We start from the raw sequence: 18,484 nt of genomic DNA, 5'->3' as shown, positions 1-18,484 counted from the left end.
CCCGCTGCGGCGTTATATTCAGGGCAATCCTATGACCTCACTTCGCTCAGCGACCTTATTGATACTGGCTGCAGGGTTCCTGCTGGTCGGCTGCGGCAACGGCGGGGGAAACCGCAACGCGGCAGCTGCCGGGCAAAAGGTCTACCGGCATTCCATGGACCAGGCACCGGTCAGCGTCGATCCGACCCAGGCAGCCACCGTCTACAGTAATTTTATTGTCCTCAACGTGTACGACACGTTGTATGCGTACAAATACCTTGCCCGGCCCTATGAGCTGAAACCAAATCTCGCCGCCGGCATGCCGGAAGTTTCAGCGGATGGCCTCACCTACACCATTCGCCTCAAACCGGGTGTTAGTTACACCGATGATGAGAGTTTTGCTGATGGTATAGGCCGCGAGGTAGTAGCAGAAGATTTCATCTATTCCATCAAGCGTCATTTTGACCCGCGCAGCCTGTCGCAGGGCGCGTGGGTGTGGCAGGGGCGAATCGAAGGGCTGGATGAGTGGAAAGAGGCGGGCAGTGATTACGCCGCACCGGTAAGCGGCCTGCAGGCACCTGACAGGCATACCCTGCAAATCCGCCTGACACGGCCTTACCCGCAACTCGTTCATACACTGACCATGGGCTTCTCCGCCCTGGTGCCGCGCGAGGCGGTGGAGCACTACGGTCGCGAGTTCTCTATCCGGCCGGTCGGCTCCGGCCCGTTCAAACTCCGGCGATTCGACACGGCCAGAGCAGCGCTGATCAGGAATCCGCGTTTCCGCAGCGAGCCGGTTGATCTTGCGGCCGAGGGCTATGATCCGACACTGCATGACGGACTTGGCCTGGAAGCAATTGCTGGCCGCGCGCCGCCATTTGTCGACCGGGTTGATGTCGACTTCATCACCGAGGATGCGGCACGCTGGAATTCGTTTTCAAAGGGCAATGAAATCCAGTTTGCCAAGATCCCGACCGAGCAGTTCGATACCGTACTGTCGTCCAAGACACCACCGACAATGAAAACCGAGCTCGAGGGTCGCTACAAGATGCTGGATTTGGTCGCCCCTGAGGTTATCTTCAACACATTTAACATGGATTTTGAGGAGTTTGGCTACAACACCGACCCAGTACGGGCCGGGCGTAACAAGGCACTGCGTTGCGCCGTTATCAAGGCATTCGACTGGAACCAGCGTAACGAGCGCTTTTATAACGGTATAGCCAAGATCTATCCCGGGATCATCCCGCCGGCGGTGCCTGAATTCGACGCAGGTATGTCGCAGGTATCAGTGATCCGGGATGTAGAAGGAGCCAGGAAGCTGCTGGCAGATAATGGCTGGGACTCCGATACCCTGCCAAAGCTGGTTTACGGCGTCGCAGCGTCAGTAAAGCAGCGGCAGTTATTCGAGCAGTTCCGCGGTTTCCTGTCGGAGATCGGATATCCATCCGAAAAGGTCGTGCTGGAGCAGTTTGCAACTTTTGGTGATATCAGCAAGGCGTGGAAGCAGAGCAAACTTCCGTTTGTATCGAAGTCCTGGGGCCTGGACTACCCGGACGCGGAAAACGTGCTGCAGCTGTTTTATGGTCCCAATGGCTCGCCCGGCTCGAACGACGCCAACTTTGCTGATCCCGAATACGATCGCCTGTATGAGCAATCAGCCGTGATGCAGCCCGGCCCGGAGCGTACGGCAATCTACCGCCGCATGAACGAGATCCTGGTAGACAATTGTGTTGCCATCATGGGACTGTCCCGCACCAACCTGCTGATGTGGCACGACAACGTCATTGGCTATCCTGACCGCAATATTGTTGGCGGGTTCTGGCTGCGTTACGTCGACCTGCGACAGGAATAAGCCCGGCGGTGGAGCTGGCGCAATTTGCAATTCGCAAACTGATCGGCGGAATCCCGCTGGTTATCGGTGTGACCTTCATCAGTTTCGTGCTGATGGTCTACTTCGGGCCTGACAAGACCTACGAGTTACTGGGCAAAAATCCCACGCCGGAGCAGATAGAGGAGGTCAGGCACCAGCTTGGCTACGATCGGCCGTTTTTCGTGCGCTATGCCGACTACCTGCAGGAGCTGGTGACACTGGACTTCGGTCATTCTGATTCCACCGGGGAACGGGTCAGCGGTCTGCTGGTGCGTACCATACCGGTTTCGCTGGCGCTGACCGCACCCGGCTTCATACTCGGCAATGCGCTTGGTATCGTGCTGGCGCTGATTGCCGCCTATCATCGCGGCGGCTGGATCGACAAGCTCATCATGGGCGGTGCCGTTGTCGGCATGAGTATCAGTTTTCTTATTGCTATTGTGGCCTTCCAGCTGATTTTCTCGTCGAGCTATGGGTTGAATCTTTTTCCGGTGCGTGGCTGGGATGTTTACAGCCTTGCCGACTATGTGCGTTACGTGACGGTTCCGACGCTGGCGACCGTATTCGTGGCGCTCGGTTACAACACGCGTTTCTATCGTGCCGTAATCGTCGAGGAAATGACACGTGATCATGTGCGAACCGCACGCGCTTTTGGTGCGCGGCCATGGAAGCTGCTGTACAAGAATATTCTCAAGAACAGCCTGATTCCCATCATTACCCGAATCATGTTTTCGATCCCGCTGGTGGTGATCAGTGGCAGTCTGCTGATTGAAAGCTATTTCGGTATACCCGGTGTGGGCAAAGTCACCTACGACGCGATCACAACAGGTGACCAGCCGGTGCTGAAGGCAGTGGTTGGTCTGACTGCAGTGTTATTTGTCTTCACGTTGCTGCTAACGGACATCATGTACAAGATGGTCGATCCGCGGGTGTCGCTAAAATGATCTTTACTGCCGCATCAGTCGCTGCCAGCGGCGGCCGCAGTCGCGAGTCGCTGTGGTCCAAGGCGTTGTACAAGCTGTCACGCGATCGGCTGGGACTGGTCGGGCTGGCGATAGTGGTGGTGTACCTGGTTGTGGCCGCTGGCGTGTGGGTTGGCGTCCTGGGCCAGGGCTGGAGCGATGTAACCGGACCGATGTGGGCATCGCCGTCACGGGAATACTGGTTTGGCACCAACGTGATTGGCCAGGATATTTTCGAGCGCGCAATTTTCAGCACCAAGGTGGCATTCGAGGTAGGCCTGGTGGTTGCTGTACTGTCGACAATTGTTGGTGCCATCCTTGGGGCTTTGGCAGGTTATTTCAGCGGCACCTGGATCGATGGCGTAATACTTTGGCTGAAAGGGGTGCTGGATTCGATCCCGTTTTACCTGTTTGTGGCAGCGCTGGCATTTGCTCTGAAAGGGTATGCCTATGCAATGCACGTCGCGATGATTGCAACGTTCTGGACGACCACCGGGCGACTCGTGCGCGGGGAAGTGATAAAGCTGCGTGGTTTCGAGTTTGTCGAAGCGGCGCGTGCGCTTGGCGTGCCCGAAATGAAAATAATCTTTCGCCACATCATCCCCAATACATTTCATATCCTGTTGGTACAGGCAACGATTGTGTTTGTTGCTGCGATCAAATCGGAAGTAATCCTGAGTTTTCTCGGGCTTGGCGTGAAAGACGGAGTGAGCTGGGGGCTGATGATTGCTGAATCGACACAGGAGGTCTTGGCAGGGCAGTTCAATAACTTCATCTGGGCGTCAATTTTTCTGTTTGGCCTGGTGATGGCATTTAACCTGTTTTCCGATGCCCTGCAGGATGCGCTGGATCCGAGGTCTGTCGCTTGAGCTCAGAGCCCCTCCTGTCGGTACGAAACCTCTGTATCGAATTCAGCACCGAGCGTGGTGTAGTGCGCGCCGTCGACGATGTCAGCTTTGATGTGGCGCCGGGTGAAACCCTGGGTATTGTAGGCGAATCCGGCTGCGGCAAGACGGTAACGGCACTGGCCGTGTTGCGGCTCATTCCTTCTCCACCCGGAAAAATTGTCTCTGGATCAATTCGTATGGGTGGACGCGACATCCTGGCGCTGTCAGAAAAGCAGATGCGCGACATCCGCGGCAGCGAGATTTCGATGATCTTCCAGGAGCCAATGACGGCGCTGAACCCGGTATTTACTATCGGCAACCAGATGATCGATGTTATTCGCCGCCATCGTCAGACAGACCGAGCCGGCGCGCGCCGACAGGCGATGGAGATGCTCGAACGCGTTGGTATTCCGATTCCTGACAGACGGCTTGATGAGTACCCGCACCAGTTGTCCGGCGGCATGCGTCAGCGCGTGATGATTGCCATGGCATTGTCCTGCGGGCCAAAGCTGCTGATTGCCGACGAGCCGACGACGGCCCTGGATGTAACGACCCAGGCGCAGGTAATGGAGCAGATCGTCAAACTGCAGCAGGAGTTCGGCATGGCAGTCATGCTTATCACGCATGACCTGGGCGTGATTGCCGAGAGCTGCAGCCGCGCTGCAGTGATGTATTGTGGTCAGGTCATCGAGGATGCACCCATCGGGCAGCTGTTCGAAGCGCCGCAGCATCCCTATACACAAGGCCTGCTGCGTTCGATCCCGCGGATTCGCCAGCAGCGGCTGGATGAGTTGCCGGTTATCCACGGTACCGTGCCTGATCTGTTGCACCTGCCGCCGGGATGTCGCTTTGCCGATCGCTGTCCGCGCCGGGTGGAAGAGTGTGAAGCTGCCCCGCCACCACTCGAAACACGCGACGGCGCCCGGGTGGCGTGCTATTTCCCCGGAGCCGACCATGGCTGAGCGGCCCCTGCTGCAGGTGCGTGGCCTGAAAAAGTATTTCCCGGTGCGTGGCGGGCTGCTGCGCCGGGTCGTCGCACAGCTAAAGGCTGTCGACGGCGTGAGTTTTGAGATTGCTGCCGGCAAGACCTTCGGGCTGGTTGGCGAGTCAGGCTGCGGCAAGTCGACGCTGGGCCGCGCCGTGTTGCGGCTGCACGAGCCGACTGCAGGAGAGGTGTGGCTGGATGGAACAGATATCGCCTCATTGCCACACTCGCAGCTGGTCGCATGGCGTCGCCGCATGCAGGTCATTTTCCAGGACCCATACGCGTCGCTCAGTCCGCGCCGCACGGTACGGCAGACAATCCGCGAAGCGCTCGATACCCACAACATCGGCGACGCCGCAGGCCGTGACGCAAAAGTACAGCAGTTGCTCGAAGTGGTCGGCCTGCGCCGCCAGGTTTTGGACCGTTATCCGCACGAGTTTTCCGGCGGCCAGCGGCAGCGCGTCGGCATCGCCCGGGCCCTGGCGCTCAACCCCGACTTTATTGTTGCCGATGAGCCGGTCAGTGCGCTGGACGTGTCAGTACAGTCACAGGTGCTCAACCTGTTGTCGCAGTTGCAACGCGACCATGGCATTGCCTTCCTGTTTATTTCGCATGATCTGGCTGTAGTCCAGCATGTAAGCGACTTCGTTGGCGTAATGTACCTGGGCAAGATTGTCGAGACTGCCAGCGCGGAAGATATCTACCGTGAGCCGCGCCACCCGTATACGCAGGCGTTGATGTCGGCAATCCCGATACCGGACCCGAAAACCAGCCGCGAACGCATCCTGTTGCCCGGTGACGTGCCGTCGCCAATATCACCGCCCACCGGCTGTCCGTTTCACCCGCGCTGCCCCCAGGCGATGGATATCTGTTCGCAGCAAGAGCCTCCGGTAGTAAAGGTCCGCAGCGGCAACGCGACTCCGCACAGCGTCGCCTGTCATCTCTACAGTGATGAGTCGTCGGATGACTGAGCGCGTCGCGTTTATTGGTCTGGGTGTAATGGGCTATCCCATGGCCGGGCACCTGGCTGCAGCCGGTAACACAGTGACTGTATACAACCGTACGGGCAGCCGCGCGCAGCGCTGGGTCGAGCAACACGGCGGCCGCGCTGCGGCCACACCGGCGACTGCGGCGAGCGATGCAGATGTCGTGTTCTGTTGCGTTGGTAACGATGACGACGTACGCGCCGTGGTGGCGGCGCCGGATGGTGCCCTTGCCGGTATGAAGCCGGGCACGCTGCTGGTCGATCACACCACGGCATCGGCGCGGCTGGCGCGTGAGCTGGCTGCGCTGTGCCGGCAACAGGAAGCGGAATTTATCGACGCGCCGGTTTCCGGTGGCCAGTCCGGCGCGGAGCAGGGCACGCTATCAATAATGTGTGGCGGAGAGCCGGCAGTATTCGAACGGGTTGCCGGGTTGCTGGACTGTTACGCTGGCTATGCTCGCCTGCTGGGGCCAGCTGGTGCCGGCCAGATGGCAAAGATGGTCAACCAGGTTTGCATAGCCGGGCTGGTGCAGGGGCTGGCAGAAGGACTGCATTTTGCCCAACGCGCCGGGATGGATGTTGCCGTGGTGATTGATGTTATTTCCCGCGGTGCTGCGCAGTCGTGGCAGATGACCAACCGCAGCGCAACGATGGCAGCGGGCGAATTCGATTTTGGCTTTGCCATTGACTGGATGCGCAAAGACCTGGCAATTGCCCTGGAGGAGGCGCAACACAATGGTGCGCAGCTACCCGTAACGCAAATCGTCGATGGTTACTATTCTGAACTGCAGCGCCGCGGCCACGGTCGCTGGGATACGTCGGCGTTGATTGCTCTGCTAAACGATCAGGCCTGAGCGCGGTTGGCATAAAATGCCTGTACGCGCGGATTCATGACGCGTCGCCACAGGGGGGGCACCATTGTCAGCAGCATCATGGTGGCGTAACCGGCCGGCAACTGCGGGCTGTCGTCGTAATGACGCAGCAGCTGGTAATCGCGCCGTGGATTCTCATGGTGATCCGAGTGACGCTGCAGCTGGAACAGCAACAGGTTGGTCAGCAGGTAGTTGGAATTCCATGAATGCAGATGGGTAGTGCGTTCGTAACGCCCGTTCTCTAATCGCCTGCGCTCCAGCCCGTAGTGCTCGAGATAATTGACGATTTCGAGGAAGGTGACGGCAGCGAAGCTCTGCACCAGGAAAAAGACCACACCGGCGATGCCGAAGAAAAAGTAAAACGCCCCTGCAATGGTCAGCGAGAGCAGGTACCACCAGACAAGTTCGTTGCGCCAGCTGAACGCGCTGTGGCCGCGGTAGGCAAGCCGCTCGGCCTCCAGCCGCCACGCGTTGCGCGAATTGTGGAACCAGGCGCGCGGCAGGAAATGATAGAGCGACTGGTCAAAGCGCGAGGACGATGCATCCCGTGGTGTAGACACATGCACGTGATGACCGCGGATGTGTTCGACTTTAAAGCCGGCGTAACACACAAGCGCCATGAGGAAGCCGCCACAAAATTGTTCGAACTTGCCAGCCTTGTGAATCAGTTCATGTGCTGCATTGATCGCCAGCACGCCTCCAACAACGCCGATGGAAATGGCCCAACCGAGTTTTCCGATCCAGTTCATCGGCCAGGTAGCCAAGATGTAACCACCCCATGCCAGCGTTGTGACCATCAGCGGTACGCAGGCCAGAACAATCACGCGATACCAGCGATCCTGCGCCAGCCGGCTGTCCTGATTGTGTACCGGGTTGCTGCTGTCCTTGCCAATTAGTGCATCGGCGAGCGGGATAACGCTGTAGACAAAAAAGACCGTAAACCAGGCGAAGAAACTGTTGCCGCCAAAGCGATTGCCCAGCAGCACGGCCGCCAGTGGCAGGGCCGGAACCACCAGGAACACAAGGTAGCCAAACTTTTTCATTTGTAGTGCGCGGGTGCTGGTCATGATGTTTACCGGTTGCAGATCGTACCCACGGCCGTGGCCGGCCAGTAGCGAACCCGATCACACTGTGGCCCGACTTGCCGTGATTGTCAAACTGTAGGACAATTCTGCCATGTCGAAGCTGGCTACCCTGCAACCATTGCCCGGCGTACCGGCCCAGGTCGCCGATCACCTGACCGAGCTGATTATTCGTGGCGAACTGGCGCCGGGTGAACGCATCCCTGAGGCACGCATCACCGCCGCACTGGGGGTGAGCCGCGGCTCGGTGCGGGCCGCTCTGCAGATTCTCGAGCGTCGCTACCTGGTGGAGCTGCCGCCCCGGCGGGGCGCCTTTGTTTCACGCCTGACCGGGAAGAACACGCGCGATCTGTATTCGGTGCTCAAAGCCCTTTTTGTTGCCCTTGGGGCAGCAGCTGCACAGGCCTGGGAAAGCGAGGACGACCTGGCTGGACTGCGCCAGCTGGGACCCGACCTGCAGAGCCTGTCGCAGACAGATGACGAGCTGGCACTGGTCAATTTCACCCATAAGCTGACCGACGTTGCCTGCGATCTTGCCGGAAATGACTACCTGACCCGGATCATGCAGGACCTGCGCCCGCTGTTCAGCCGCAGCTTCTATCGGGCCCTCGCTGCGGATCGCGCGGAACCGGAGCTGGCAAGAAAGCTGCTTGCCGAGCTGATCAACGGGGTGGAGCGGCGCGATGCCCGGGCCGTCGAGCAACTGCTGCAGCAGTACGGGGACCGGCTGCAGGCCATTGTACTGAGTACATTCTGACGCCCGCCGGGCGGGCCCTGCCCCTGCCCGGGCTGCCGACACATTTCTTTGCTTTCGCGATGGTGCAGCGTTGCCGGCTGTGACATTTCTTTGCCTTTATGTCTGACATTATTCCGGTCAGCCATGCTGAAATCAGCCCCGGTTTCATGGGGTACAACTGATATGACGGTTTCTTTATTAAGCCCGCAGCCGGATTCTTACGCCAATTCGATGGTGGAATGGCTGGGTCATTCACCCGTTTTTGACGGGCTGGGGCCGGACTCGCTGAGCGCGTTTGCCCGTTGCAGCGAGGTGCGCAGCTACGCAGCGCTTGAGGAAGTTCTGGTAGAAGGGACAACGCCCGAGTGCATGTACATCGTGCTGTCCGGGCGATTTATCGTGCTGCTGCCGGGCGACCGGCTGGCCCGTTACGGCGACAGCGCCATGGTCAGCCTGGACAGTTATGTATCCGGCGACAGCTTTGGTGAACAAGCCCTGATCGAAGGGGGTTCGCCTGCTGTGGCTTCCGTAGTGGCGACCGAGCCTTCTGAAGTTCTGGCGATTGATCGGGTTTCCTTCGATCACATCGTCGGCAGTGAGAGTCGTATTGCCCAGGTTGTGTTTCGCAACCTGTTTGACATACAGACGCGGCGCCTGGCGGCTATATCGTCCTGAACTAGTCCGCGTTCCTGCCGGAACGCACGACAGTCGACAGCGTTGGCAATTCGTCGTCACCGCCGGACTGTATTTTTTCTTCACGCAGCTGCAGGATCATTTCGCGCTGCGCTTCGAATTTTTCCTGCAGCCGTTGCATGTCCTTAGCAAGCTGCTCCAGTTCCAGCGTCTGTGCCTCATGACGCGCATTCAAGGCGGCATGCCGGTCGATCCAGTCAGCGGTAGACAGCTCCAGCTCGTCTATACGAGTGGCTTTCTCACGAGTATCGCGCTGCAGTTTTTTTAGCTGCTGCCTGTTTTCAGCCAGTTCTGCGGCAGCGGCGTCTGCCCGGCTCAGCGCATCAAGGTTGCGCTCGATATCGGTCCGCATTGCCTCGACATCGGCATTGCGTTCGCGCAACTGGTGGCGCAGCTCGCTGGTTGCCTCCAGCTCGGCTTCCAGGCCGGCAAGCTCCTCACGCAAGCTTGCGTTGTCCGTTTCCTGTTGTGCCAGTTCGCTCTCGAGTTGGGGAGTGCGCTGCGCAAGCGGTTCGAGTTGCAGCGTTTTTTCCTGCAGGGCCGCCAACTCGCGTTCCTGCTGCTCGAGGCGCAACCGCAGGTCACCGAAAGCGGCTGACCACCCCGATGCAGAAACCCGGGCTCCCACCAGGCCGCCTACATCATCGAAAACCCGGTGCAGGGTGGCATCTCGCTCGCGTACATCCGCACGCAGGGTTGTGACGGTCGACTCCCAGGAACTGAGCTTTTGTTCCAGGTCGCGCAGGCTGGCGATTTCTGACTCCAGCTCATTGACTGTGCTCTTGGTGACTTCAGCTTCATTACGGGCGGCATCCCGTTCATTACGTGTCTGTTCAAGTTTTTCCTCGAGCCGGGCCAGGCCACCCAATTCATCTTCAGCCTCGGCCAACTTGTCACGCAGGTCCTCGAGCCCTGCATCGCGTTCACGCAGCTCCGCCTCCATCGCGGTCATCTTGACGCGCCAGTCGGCCAGTTCTTTTTCCAGCGACTCCATTTCGGCGCTGGTCGATTCAGAGCTATCCCTGAGCCTGGCCAACTCCTCATCGCGCGTTGCCAGCTGCTGCTCCAAAGCCGGGACCTGTTTGCGCCAGTCATCGGATTCCTGCTGCAACAGCTGCATCTGGTTTTCCATCTGCCCGAGCTGTTTGGCGCGGTCCTCGGCGAGTTGTTTGAAGCGCAGGAGCGAGTCCGAGCCCCGCTTGAGCGAATGCACCAGCGCAGTCTGCCTGTCCAGTTCGGTCTCCAGATCAGCGATAGTTTCCTGCTGTTCAAACACCTGGGTCTCTGTATCGGCCAGCCTGGTGGTGTCGGCACGCAGCTCATCGATGATTTCGTCACGCCGGGCCAGGTCAGATTTGTAGGTTTGCAGCGTGGACTCCCATGCTGCCATGCGCTGTTCCTGCTGCTGCAGGTCGTCCAGCCCGGTTTCCAGCTGACTTATCTGCTGCTGGTCGGCGGCAATTTCGCTCTGCAGACCGGCAATAATCTGTTCCTGTTCGGTGCGTCGTTCCTCGATCAGGTTCAGCTGGCTGACCCGGTGCTCCAGCTCTCCCTCCAGGTCATCGATCTGCCGTACCAGCTGCTGTTCTTGGCTGGCATGCGATGAGTCGTGCTCGTCGAGTCTGCCCTGCAGTGCCTCCACGGTGTCACTAAGACCGTGTTTCTCGATACGCAGCCGGTCGAGTTCGGCACGGCGTTGCATCAGTTCGGATTCCACTTCTTCCAGAGATGCGCTGCGCTGCTCAATCTCGCGTTCCAGCGAAGTCACCGAGTCACGCCAGTTGGCGAGTTCTGCCTCGTTTTCCGTCAGCTGCTGTTCCAGCTCTGTGACTGCAGCTTCGCGTGACTCCAGCTGCCTGTTGAGCGTATCGACCTGAGACTGGCTTTGCGCGTGTTGTTCTGCCAGCGCGTCACGACTGTCTGCGGCGGCGGCCAGCTCATCCTGCAGTTCAACAACCTCGTTTCGCCTCACGGCGAGCTCCTGTTCGAGCTCCTGCAGCTGTTTCGCCTGCGTGTCCAGTTGACGTTCCAGCGGCTGTTCGCGTTCGCCCATGCGACCAAAGTCGTCCTCAAGCCCGCGCAGCCGCGCCGTTTTCTCCTCCAGCTCGGCCGCCTGCGTGGCGATTCGTGCATCACGCGAGGCAATATCGTCGGTGAGACGTGCAACGATGCTCTCCTGCCGCTCGAGTTGATCCTGCAGGATCGACAGTTCCGGCTCCGCGTTACCTGGCTGCCGTTGCTGTTGCAGCTGCAGTTGCTTCTCCAGATGACGGATTGTTTTGTCGCTCTGCCCGAGGCGGCCCTCCAATGCTGCTATCTCGGCGCTGACGGCTGCAGTCGATGCGTCGTCGGTCGTCACGATAGTTGGCCGCCGTCGAGTCGCGAAACCCAGCGCCAGCCCGATCAGCGCGGCTGCCGCCAGGAACAGCAGCAGGCGTCCGTCATGCGATTCCAGACTGGTGTAGGGCCGCACGAGCTCGCGGGCAGCTTGCAGCTTGTTGCCGGTTACGGGCGCGGTGGCAGCTGGCGGCTGGCGCAGCGAGCGCGATAACGTGAGATTGAGCCCGTCGGGATCGGCAGCGACTACGGCCGGGACGGTGACCGGCTCCTGCGCCAGCTGGCGCAGAAACAGCGATCCGAGCACTGCGAGCGCAGCGACAGCGAGGACGACCGCCAGGAGACGCTTCATGGAAAGCACCGCAGCCAATGAGGTACGCGGATTATGGCAAAGATTCAGAGGAAAAAATAAGACTCGCCGCACAACCTGCCGATCACCTGCGGCCCGGTTGACGGACCTGATGCGATACCGGATTATCGCGGCGTCATGCCTGTCCTATTCTCGTCCCGGTGCCAGCTGGCTGCGTGGCTGCTGGCGGCAACATTCAGTTGTTGCGCGGGGGCCGAGACCTTGTTGCTCCCGGATGATATTGCGGTGCGCAGCGATGTGCAGCTACTCGCCGATGCCGGCCTGATCAGCATCCCGGTGAGCGGCTGGCCGCTGTCGGCAATGGCGCTGCGCAGTGAGATGAATGAGGCGCCCGTGCCGGACAATTTCCGCGGTCACATCCGTGGGGCCTGGCACCGTCTGCACCGGCTGCTACACGAGTCACCACGTCTGGCCACCAGCCTGGCAATAGCCAGTGACCCGGTTGCCGTGCGGCGCTTTGGTGATGTGCCGCGCGGCAGCGCCGTGCGCGGCGAGTACTGGAACCGGCGCGGCAGGCTGGAATTGCGCATGAGCCTGGCGCTGCACGACGATGACGAAGATCGACGCGAAGCGCGCGCCGATGGTTCCTACGCCGGAGTCCACGCAGGCGGCTGGCTGTTGTCGTTCGGCCAGGTGCCACGCTGGTGGGGCCCGGGTTTCGAATCCAGCCTGATACTGTCGACGAATGCCCGCCCGGTGCCGGCGATCGCTGCCGATACCATCCAGCCCGTTCGATTCCAGTCACCCTGGTTGCGTTGGCTCGGGCCGATGGACTGGCGCGTATTTGCCGGCAAGCTGGAGGGCGGTAGACATGTCAGTGATGCGATTTTGCTTGGTGCCCGACTCAGCCTGCGCCCTGGTCGTGACCTGGAAATCGGGCTGTCGCGGACCGCGCAGTGGGGCGGCGAGGGCAGGCCCCGGGATCTCGACAGTCTGCTTAAGCTGCTGATAGGCCGGGACAACCGTGGCGACGCCGGCATTACGCTGGCCGACGAGCCGGGTAATCAGCTCGGTGGTTTTGATGTGCGCTGGCTGTCGCCGCTGGGCGATGCACCGTATGCCGTTTATCTGCAGCTGATCGGTGAAGACGAGGCGGGTGGCTTACCTTCGCGTTACCTCGGCCTGGGGGGCGCTGAAATCTGGGGCGGTTTCGCCGGCGGCACATTGCGTATGCATTTCGAGGCCGCGGAGACAACGGTCGAGTTTTACAAGTCGAGACCACGACTGAATCTTGCCTACGAACACTTTATATACCGCGACGGCTACCGTTATCGCGGCCGTTCGATCGGTCACGCTATGGACCGCGACGGCGTCATGTTGTCAGCTGGCGGGATCTGGAGTCGTGATCGTCTGAGCTGGCATGGCGCTGTTCGCTATGTCGACGTCAACCGTGGTTCGCCAGGACGACACACTGTCTCACCGGCGGGCGAGCGCTGGGAGGTATGGCTGGGCGGTGCAGTGCCGTTGTGGAGTGGCATGCTCGACTGGGGAGCGGGCGCACAGAATATCAATCCGGATGCCGCCGCCACGCGGACTGATACTCACCTTTACGCACGCTGGGAGCGTCAGTGGGGCGTTGATCGTTGAGCGATTTTGACCCTGAAATGCTCAGCAAGTGGCCGATGCATGATGCTGAACAGATCGACGCCGTTACACGGGTGCTCCAGTCCGGCCGCACTAATTACTGGAGTGGCGAGGAAGGCCGGGCGTTTGAATCCGAATTTGCACGTTACTGCGATGTGCCCTATGCCGTTGCCGTCGCTAACGGTACCGTTGCGCTCGAACTCGCTCTTCGTGCTCTGGAAATAGGTGACGGTGACGAAGTAATTGTGCCAGCAAGCAGTTTTGTGGCCACCGCGGCGGCGGTAGTAACGGTTGGTGCAAAACCGGTTTTCGCCGACATCAATGCCACGACTCATACACTGGATGCTGCAACTATCGAGGCCCGCATTTCCGCGCGAACGCGTGCAGTGATTGCCGTCCACCTGAACGGCTGCCCATGTCCGATGGATGAGATTATGCAGCTGGCGCAACGCAACGGACTGATGGTCATTGAAGACTGCGCGCAGGCGCACGGGGCACGCTGGAACAACAGGCCGGTCGGCAGTTTTGGTGCGGCCGCTGCGTTTTCTTTCTGCCAGGACAAGATTTTGAGTACTGGTGGAGAGGGCGGCCTGCTGCTGTGTGCAGAAAGGAACACCTGGCATCGTGCGGTTTCTTACAAGGATCACGGCAAGAAGCCCGGCCATCAGCACGCGCATGGTGGGAGCTACCGGTACGTGCACGAATCGATTGGCAGCAACTGGCGCATGACCGAAATGCAGGCGGCGATCGGGCGGGTACAGCTGCGCCGGCTGGATAAGTGGGTCAGTCAGCGTAGCCGCATCGCGGCCGCGCTGGTCCGGCAGTTAGGCGATTCCATACTTCAGCCACCACAGGTCCCGGCAGCGGCCCTGCATGCCTGGTACCGGCTGCCGTTTATGCTGCCGCCGGATGCCCTCGTTCAGGGATGGAGCCGTGACCGGGTGCTGGCCCGGTTACGCGAGGCAGGGGTCCCGTGCCTGGCTGGCAGCTGTCCGGAGCTTTACCTCGAGCATTCACTGGAGCGCTTCGCGCCACGCCAGCGATGCCGGAACGCGGCGAATTACGGTGCCAACGGCCTCTGCCTGACCATGAACCCCTGCCGCAGCGCAGCAGAGGTCAGCTGGGTGGCTGAACAGGTGCGATTGGTGCTCAACCAGGTGGTGCGCTGATAGTGTCGGGAAGCCTTACACTTTTGACAATAATTGACATAGCGGTTTTCCGGAAAAAATATAATAATCATATAGTTACCTATGTTGGTATGGAATTTGCTGTGTTAAGGTAAGTCATTACCGGCTGTGGGGAATAAGAACCGTGAAAAAAATCGTATCGAGCCTTGTTGTAGCTCTCCTTATGCTGCCCGCCGTATCTGGCGCAGCGTCATTGAGTCTTTTCTTCAGCCCGTTGCCGGTTCTTGATAACAGCCTGTATCTGCAGCAGGTTGGCACGCTGGCAAGCGCCAGACCGCCAGCCGGCTCAGTCTCGATTTTCGCCGGAGCGACCCAGCGGACTATTCAGAGTGATTCTCTGCTCGCCAGCACGCCGCCCGATTTCACGGCGCTGCGCCCGGGTTCGGGTGCCATGGCAACACACGTCATGCCGACCGGTGGTCAGTCGACGTCCGGCCTGGGAGACACCCGTCTGCCGGTCTCGGAGCCCAGTCTGCTGCTGCTGATCGGTCTCGGTCTGCTGGCAATAGGGGTCGCGCGCCGACGCTGATCCTGCCAGCCCGACATAACGCACGAGCCCCGCACATTGCGGGGCTTTTTTTTGTCCGGGCAGGGCACTGGCTTGTGCATTAGGATTAGCGGATGAAAGAGCACCCAAGTGCCCGGACTGCGCGGCTGTTGCGGCTGGCAACCAATGCATCAGTGGCAACTGCACTCATACTCATCGTCGTCAAGCTGGTAGCGTGGCTCCTGAGTGATGCAGTGAGCATCCTGGCGTCGCTCGTTGATTCAATGATGGATGCCGTAACCTCGGTTATTAACCTCGTCGCCGTTCGTTATTCCCTGACACCGGCAGACGACGAGCATCGTTTTGGCCACGGCAAGGCGGAATCCCTGGCGGCTCTCGGGCAGTCAGCCTTCATTGTCGGTTCCGCTGTTTTCCTGGTTTTGCACGCAACGGAACGGTTGATTCATCCGGTCCCGCTGCAACAGGTTCGTCTCGGCATTGGTGTCATAGTTTTTGCAACAGTGATCACCCTGATGTTGCTGGCCCTGCAGCGATATGTAATTCGTGAAACGCAGTCCGACGCGATACGTGCCGATTCGCTGCACTACACGTCGGATGTGCTGGTGAACCTCAGTGTAATAGCGGCGCTGCTGTTCAGCACAATCGGGTGGCAGCATGCCGATGCGCTTTTTGGTATCGCCGTAGCCGGTTACATCTGCTGGGGCGCGTGGCAGATTGGCAGCAGTGCAGTAAACGCCCTGATGGACAGGGAATTGCCGGAGGAAATCCAGCTGCGACTACGCGGAATAGCAACCAGTCATCCGGGGGTGCACGGGGTGCACGAGATGCGCACGCGACGCTCGGGCAGGGACTATTTTGTGCAAATGCATCTCGAGTTCGACGACGCGATGCCGCTGGTCGAAGCGCACGCAATCGGCGATTCCGTCGAGGCGTCGATACGCAACGAATTTCCCAACGCTGACGTGCTGATTCATCATGACCCTGTGAGTGCAGGGAGCGAAGCCTGATGCGGCCCGTTGTATTACTGTTTTTTTGCCTGGTCGCGCAGCTGGCCAGTGCGGGTGAGGTACTCGTCCTGGGCAAGCTGCAAAGCGCTGCCATGACCGAAGTCAGCGGTATTGCTGTATCCGGTCGTGAACCCGGGGTGCTGTGGGGAATCAACGACAGCGGTAACGCGCCATTGCTCCATGCTTTTGCGCGTGATGGCGTGCCGCTCGGTGCAGTGCGGGTACGCGGGGCCAGAAATTATGACTGGGAAGACATGGCAGCCTTCCAACAGGATGGTGAGCACTTCCTGCTTATTGCAGATACCGGCGACAACAACGGCCGGCGTGCAATCAGCAAGCTGCTGGTCGTCGCTGAACCGCGGCGGGACAGCAGTGGTGTATATGGCGGCAATATAAATGTGCGAAAAGTGATCCGGTTCAGCTACGAGGACGGGCCACGCGACTGTGAAGCAGTTGCCGTAACCCCCGCAGGCGAAGTGCTGCTGGTCAGCAAGCGGCAGGCGCCGCCCGTTATTTACCGGTTGCCGCTGGATCTCGCGTCGCGCGGCGGGCAGGTCGAGATAGCCCGGCAGGCGGGGACGATTACGGGGCTGCCCCGGCCGACCATATCCGAGGCGCTCGAGTCGCCACTTCTTGGTGCCTGGCGCCACCAGCCGACGGCGATGGATGTTGATGAGAAACAGGTCGCTCTGGTGACTTACCAAAACCTTTATCTTTTCGCCCGACAACCCGGGCAGTCCTGGGCGGCGGCACTCGCCGGTACGCCGCGCGTCGTTCACCTGCCGGGCTTGTCGCAGAACGAGGCGGTTGCGCTCGATGGCGATGTCGCAGTGGTTGTCGCCGAGGGGCGCAGATCCCCGATCATTGCCGTGACGCATTGATTCGAGTGTGATCCATTTCACATAATCTCCATACAGAAGCCCCTTAAAATCGCGGGTAGTTTTGCGCGAGGTCGCGGCCACTGGAGTAACATCCACTCAGCCGCGCGTTGATAAATTCTGTTGCTGCCGCTGGTGCGAACACGCGGCCGAGGAATCTGTGCCTGTAAGGATATTCAAACACTACGTCCAGCTGCCCGTGCTGCTCCTGGCTGTATTCGAGGGATTGCTGCTGGTCGGCGCCGTTTACGGTGGTGCCTGGATCCGATTCTCGGGGGACATCCATGAAGTTGGCGCACCCTACGTAAAACCCTTCGTATTTGCGGTGGTAGTCATGTTGTCGATGATTGCCATGGGCTTGTACCAGACACGCGCGTACCCGCAAAAAGTTGGCATGCTGATCAGGCTGGCAGCCAGTTTTCTCCTGGCCGCCGTCTTGCTCGCTCTGCTGTTCTACGTGTTGCCCGGACTTTACCTTGGCCGTGGCGCCCTGATGGTGTCGCTGGTTACCGGATTGGTTGGTGTGTCGGCCGTCAGGCTGGTGTTTCATTCAGTGGTCGGAGACAGCTTCTTCAGGCCGCGTGTGCTGGTCTACGGCGCCGGTGAGAAAGCGGCAAACCTGATCAGTCTGACCGGCAGTGCCGACATGAGACGGTCAAATGTGATCGGCTTTGTGCGGTCGAAAGGCGATATAGAAACCCGCATCGAGCCGGATCGTATTGTGGATTATCCAAACCGGCTGGCAGACTATGCGCGCTCTCAGGAGGTCGATGAAATAGTTGTCGCCATCGACGATCGGCGTCGTGGTTTGCCGATCCAGGAGTTGCTCGACTGCAAACTGGGCGGGATCCAGGTCAGCGACGCACTGACGTATTTCGAACGAGAGACCGGCAAGGTCAAGCTCGATTTGCTGTACCCCAGCTGGATGATTTTTTCCGAGGGCTTTAACAAGAATCGGCTCGTGTCGATAGCTGAACGGGTCTTCGACATTATGGCCAGCCTTGTCCTGTTGCTGGTCACCTGGCCGCTGATGTTGCTGGTAGCCATCGCGATTTTTGTCGACGACGGGTTTCCTGTTCTGTACCGTCAGGCACGCGTCGGCTTCCAGGGTCGCGTCTTTGAGGTGCTGAAGTTTCGCAGCATGCGCGTCGATGCAGAAAAGGATGGCGTCGCAAAGTGGGCCGAGGCAAATGATCGGCGCATTACCCGGGTTGGCAGAACTATTCGCAAGTTTCGCTTCGACGAGCTGCCGCAAATCATCAACGTGTTACGTGGCGACATGAGTTTTGTCGGCCCGCGACCCGAGCGGCCGGATTTTGTCGACCAGCTGAGCCAGCGTATTCCTTATTATCGCGAACGTCACTGCGTGAAACCCGGAATCACGGGCTGGGCACAGCTGAAATACGAATACGGCGCATCGCAGCAGGATGCACTGGAAAAACTCCAGTACGATCTCTATTACGTGAAGAATCGCACGCTGCTGCTGGATATGATGATACTGCTGCAGACCGCAGAGGTGGTGCTGTGGCGTACCGGTGCCCGTTGATGGCGGTGAGAGTTAA

General features: G+C 59.5%; 16 protein-coding genes. 14 read left to right on the top strand and 2 right to left on the bottom strand.

All coding sequences use genetic code 11. The features are described 5' to 3' along the window. Window positions 1-31: 31 nt before the first annotated feature. From HKN06_01160 to HKN06_01135, 6 genes are read left to right on the top strand one after another with little or no spacing between them, the layout of a single operon-like run. Window positions 32-1,831, top strand: a complete 1,800-nt coding sequence (locus tag HKN06_01160) for a hypothetical protein (GenBank protein NNF59917.1) — start codon at window positions 32-34, stop codon at window positions 1,829-1,831. 8 nt (window positions 1,832-1,839) lie between these two features. Further along, window positions 1,840-2,793: an ABC transporter permease gene (locus HKN06_01155; protein NNF59916.1), complete on the top strand. Its 954-nt coding sequence runs from the start codon at window positions 1,840-1,842 to the stop codon at window positions 2,791-2,793. After that, the gene (locus HKN06_01150) at window positions 2,790-3,680 is read left to right on the top strand and encodes an ABC transporter permease (protein NNF59915.1); all 891 of its coding nucleotides are present in this window, start codon (window positions 2,790-2,792) and stop codon (window positions 3,678-3,680) included. Before HKN06_01155 ends, HKN06_01150 begins: the two co-directional genes overlap by 4 nt. Then, on the top strand, window positions 3,677-4,660 hold the full coding sequence (locus HKN06_01145) for an ABC transporter ATP-binding protein (protein NNF59914.1): 984 nt from the start codon (window positions 3,677-3,679) through the stop codon (window positions 4,658-4,660). Before HKN06_01150 ends, HKN06_01145 begins: the two co-directional genes overlap by 4 nt. Continuing rightward, complete coding sequence (locus tag HKN06_01140; protein ID NNF59913.1) at window positions 4,653-5,654, top strand: dipeptide ABC transporter ATP-binding protein; 1,002 nt, start codon at window positions 4,653-4,655, stop codon at window positions 5,652-5,654. The genes HKN06_01145 and HKN06_01140 overlap by 8 nt, the downstream gene beginning before the upstream one ends. Then, window positions 5,647-6,522, top strand: a complete 876-nt coding sequence (locus HKN06_01135) for an NAD(P)-dependent oxidoreductase (GenBank protein NNF59912.1) — start codon at window positions 5,647-5,649, stop codon at window positions 6,520-6,522. Before HKN06_01140 ends, HKN06_01135 begins: the two co-directional genes overlap by 8 nt. On the opposite strand, the gene HKN06_01130 is transcribed toward HKN06_01135, so the two are convergent. Continuing rightward, window positions 6,513-7,607: an alkane 1-monooxygenase gene (locus HKN06_01130; GenBank protein ID NNF59911.1), complete on the bottom strand. Its 1,095-nt coding sequence runs from the start codon at window positions 7,605-7,607 to the stop codon at window positions 6,513-6,515. The two genes, HKN06_01135 and HKN06_01130, sit on opposite strands and share 10 nt — an antisense overlap. A gap of 109 nt (window positions 7,608-7,716) precedes the next feature. Between HKN06_01130 and HKN06_01125 the strand changes: the two genes are divergently transcribed. After that, complete coding sequence (locus HKN06_01125; GenBank protein ID NNF59910.1) at window positions 7,717-8,379, top strand: GntR family transcriptional regulator; 663 nt, start codon at window positions 7,717-7,719, stop codon at window positions 8,377-8,379. Window positions 8,380-8,541: 162 nt separating this feature from the next. Further along, window positions 8,542-9,033 carry a cyclic nucleotide-binding domain-containing protein gene (locus HKN06_01120; protein ID NNF59909.1) on the top strand — a complete coding sequence of 164 codons (492 nt, stop codon included), beginning with the start codon at window positions 8,542-8,544 and terminating at the stop codon, window positions 9,031-9,033. Between the two features lies 1 nt (window position 9,034). On the opposite strand, the gene HKN06_01115 is transcribed toward HKN06_01120, so the two are convergent. Then, on the bottom strand, window positions 9,035-11,740 hold the full coding sequence (locus HKN06_01115) for a hypothetical protein (protein NNF59908.1): 2,706 nt from the start codon (window positions 11,738-11,740) through the stop codon (window positions 9,035-9,037). Window positions 11,741-11,875: 135 nt separating this feature from the next. On the opposite strand from HKN06_01115, the gene HKN06_01110 reads away from it, so the two are divergent. The 6 genes from HKN06_01110 (at window position 11,876) to HKN06_01085 (ending at window position 18,468) form a co-directional block, all read left to right on the top strand. Beyond that, window positions 11,876-13,345 carry a capsule assembly Wzi family protein gene (locus HKN06_01110; protein NNF59907.1) on the top strand — a complete coding sequence of 490 codons (1,470 nt, stop codon included), beginning with the start codon at window positions 11,876-11,878 and terminating at the stop codon, window positions 13,343-13,345. Between the two features lie 17 nt (window positions 13,346-13,362). Beyond that, window positions 13,363-14,511 (top strand): DegT/DnrJ/EryC1/StrS family aminotransferase, encoded by a 1,149-nt coding sequence (locus HKN06_01105; GenBank protein NNF59906.1) that lies wholly within the window; start codon window positions 13,363-13,365, stop codon window positions 14,509-14,511. A 142-nt stretch (window positions 14,512-14,653) separates the two neighbouring features. Beyond that, window positions 14,654-15,058: a PEP-CTERM sorting domain-containing protein gene (locus HKN06_01100; protein NNF59905.1), complete on the top strand. Its 405-nt coding sequence runs from the start codon at window positions 14,654-14,656 to the stop codon at window positions 15,056-15,058. A 92-nt stretch (window positions 15,059-15,150) separates the two neighbouring features. Next, complete coding sequence (locus HKN06_01095) at window positions 15,151-16,044, top strand: cation diffusion facilitator family transporter (protein ID NNF59904.1); 894 nt, start codon at window positions 15,151-15,153, stop codon at window positions 16,042-16,044. Beyond that, entirely contained in the window at window positions 16,044-16,925 is an 882-nt protein-coding gene (locus HKN06_01090) for a hypothetical protein (GenBank protein ID NNF59903.1), read from the top strand. Before HKN06_01095 ends, HKN06_01090 begins: the two co-directional genes overlap by 1 nt. 157 nt (window positions 16,926-17,082) lie before the next feature. Continuing rightward, a complete protein-coding gene (locus tag HKN06_01085) occupies window positions 17,083-18,468 on the top strand; it encodes a TIGR03013 family PEP-CTERM/XrtA system glycosyltransferase (protein NNF59902.1) in 1,386 nt (461 codons plus the stop codon). The last annotated feature ends 16 nt before the right edge of the window (window positions 18,469-18,484 follow it).

This window comes from Gammaproteobacteria bacterium (genome assembly GCA_013003425.1).
In the GTDB taxonomy this organism is placed as follows: Bacteria; Pseudomonadota; Gammaproteobacteria; order Steroidobacterales; family JABDKV01; genus JABDJB01.
The sequence above is the reverse complement of the archived record's forward strand: the minus strand, read 5'-3'. Positions and strand labels throughout refer to the sequence as shown.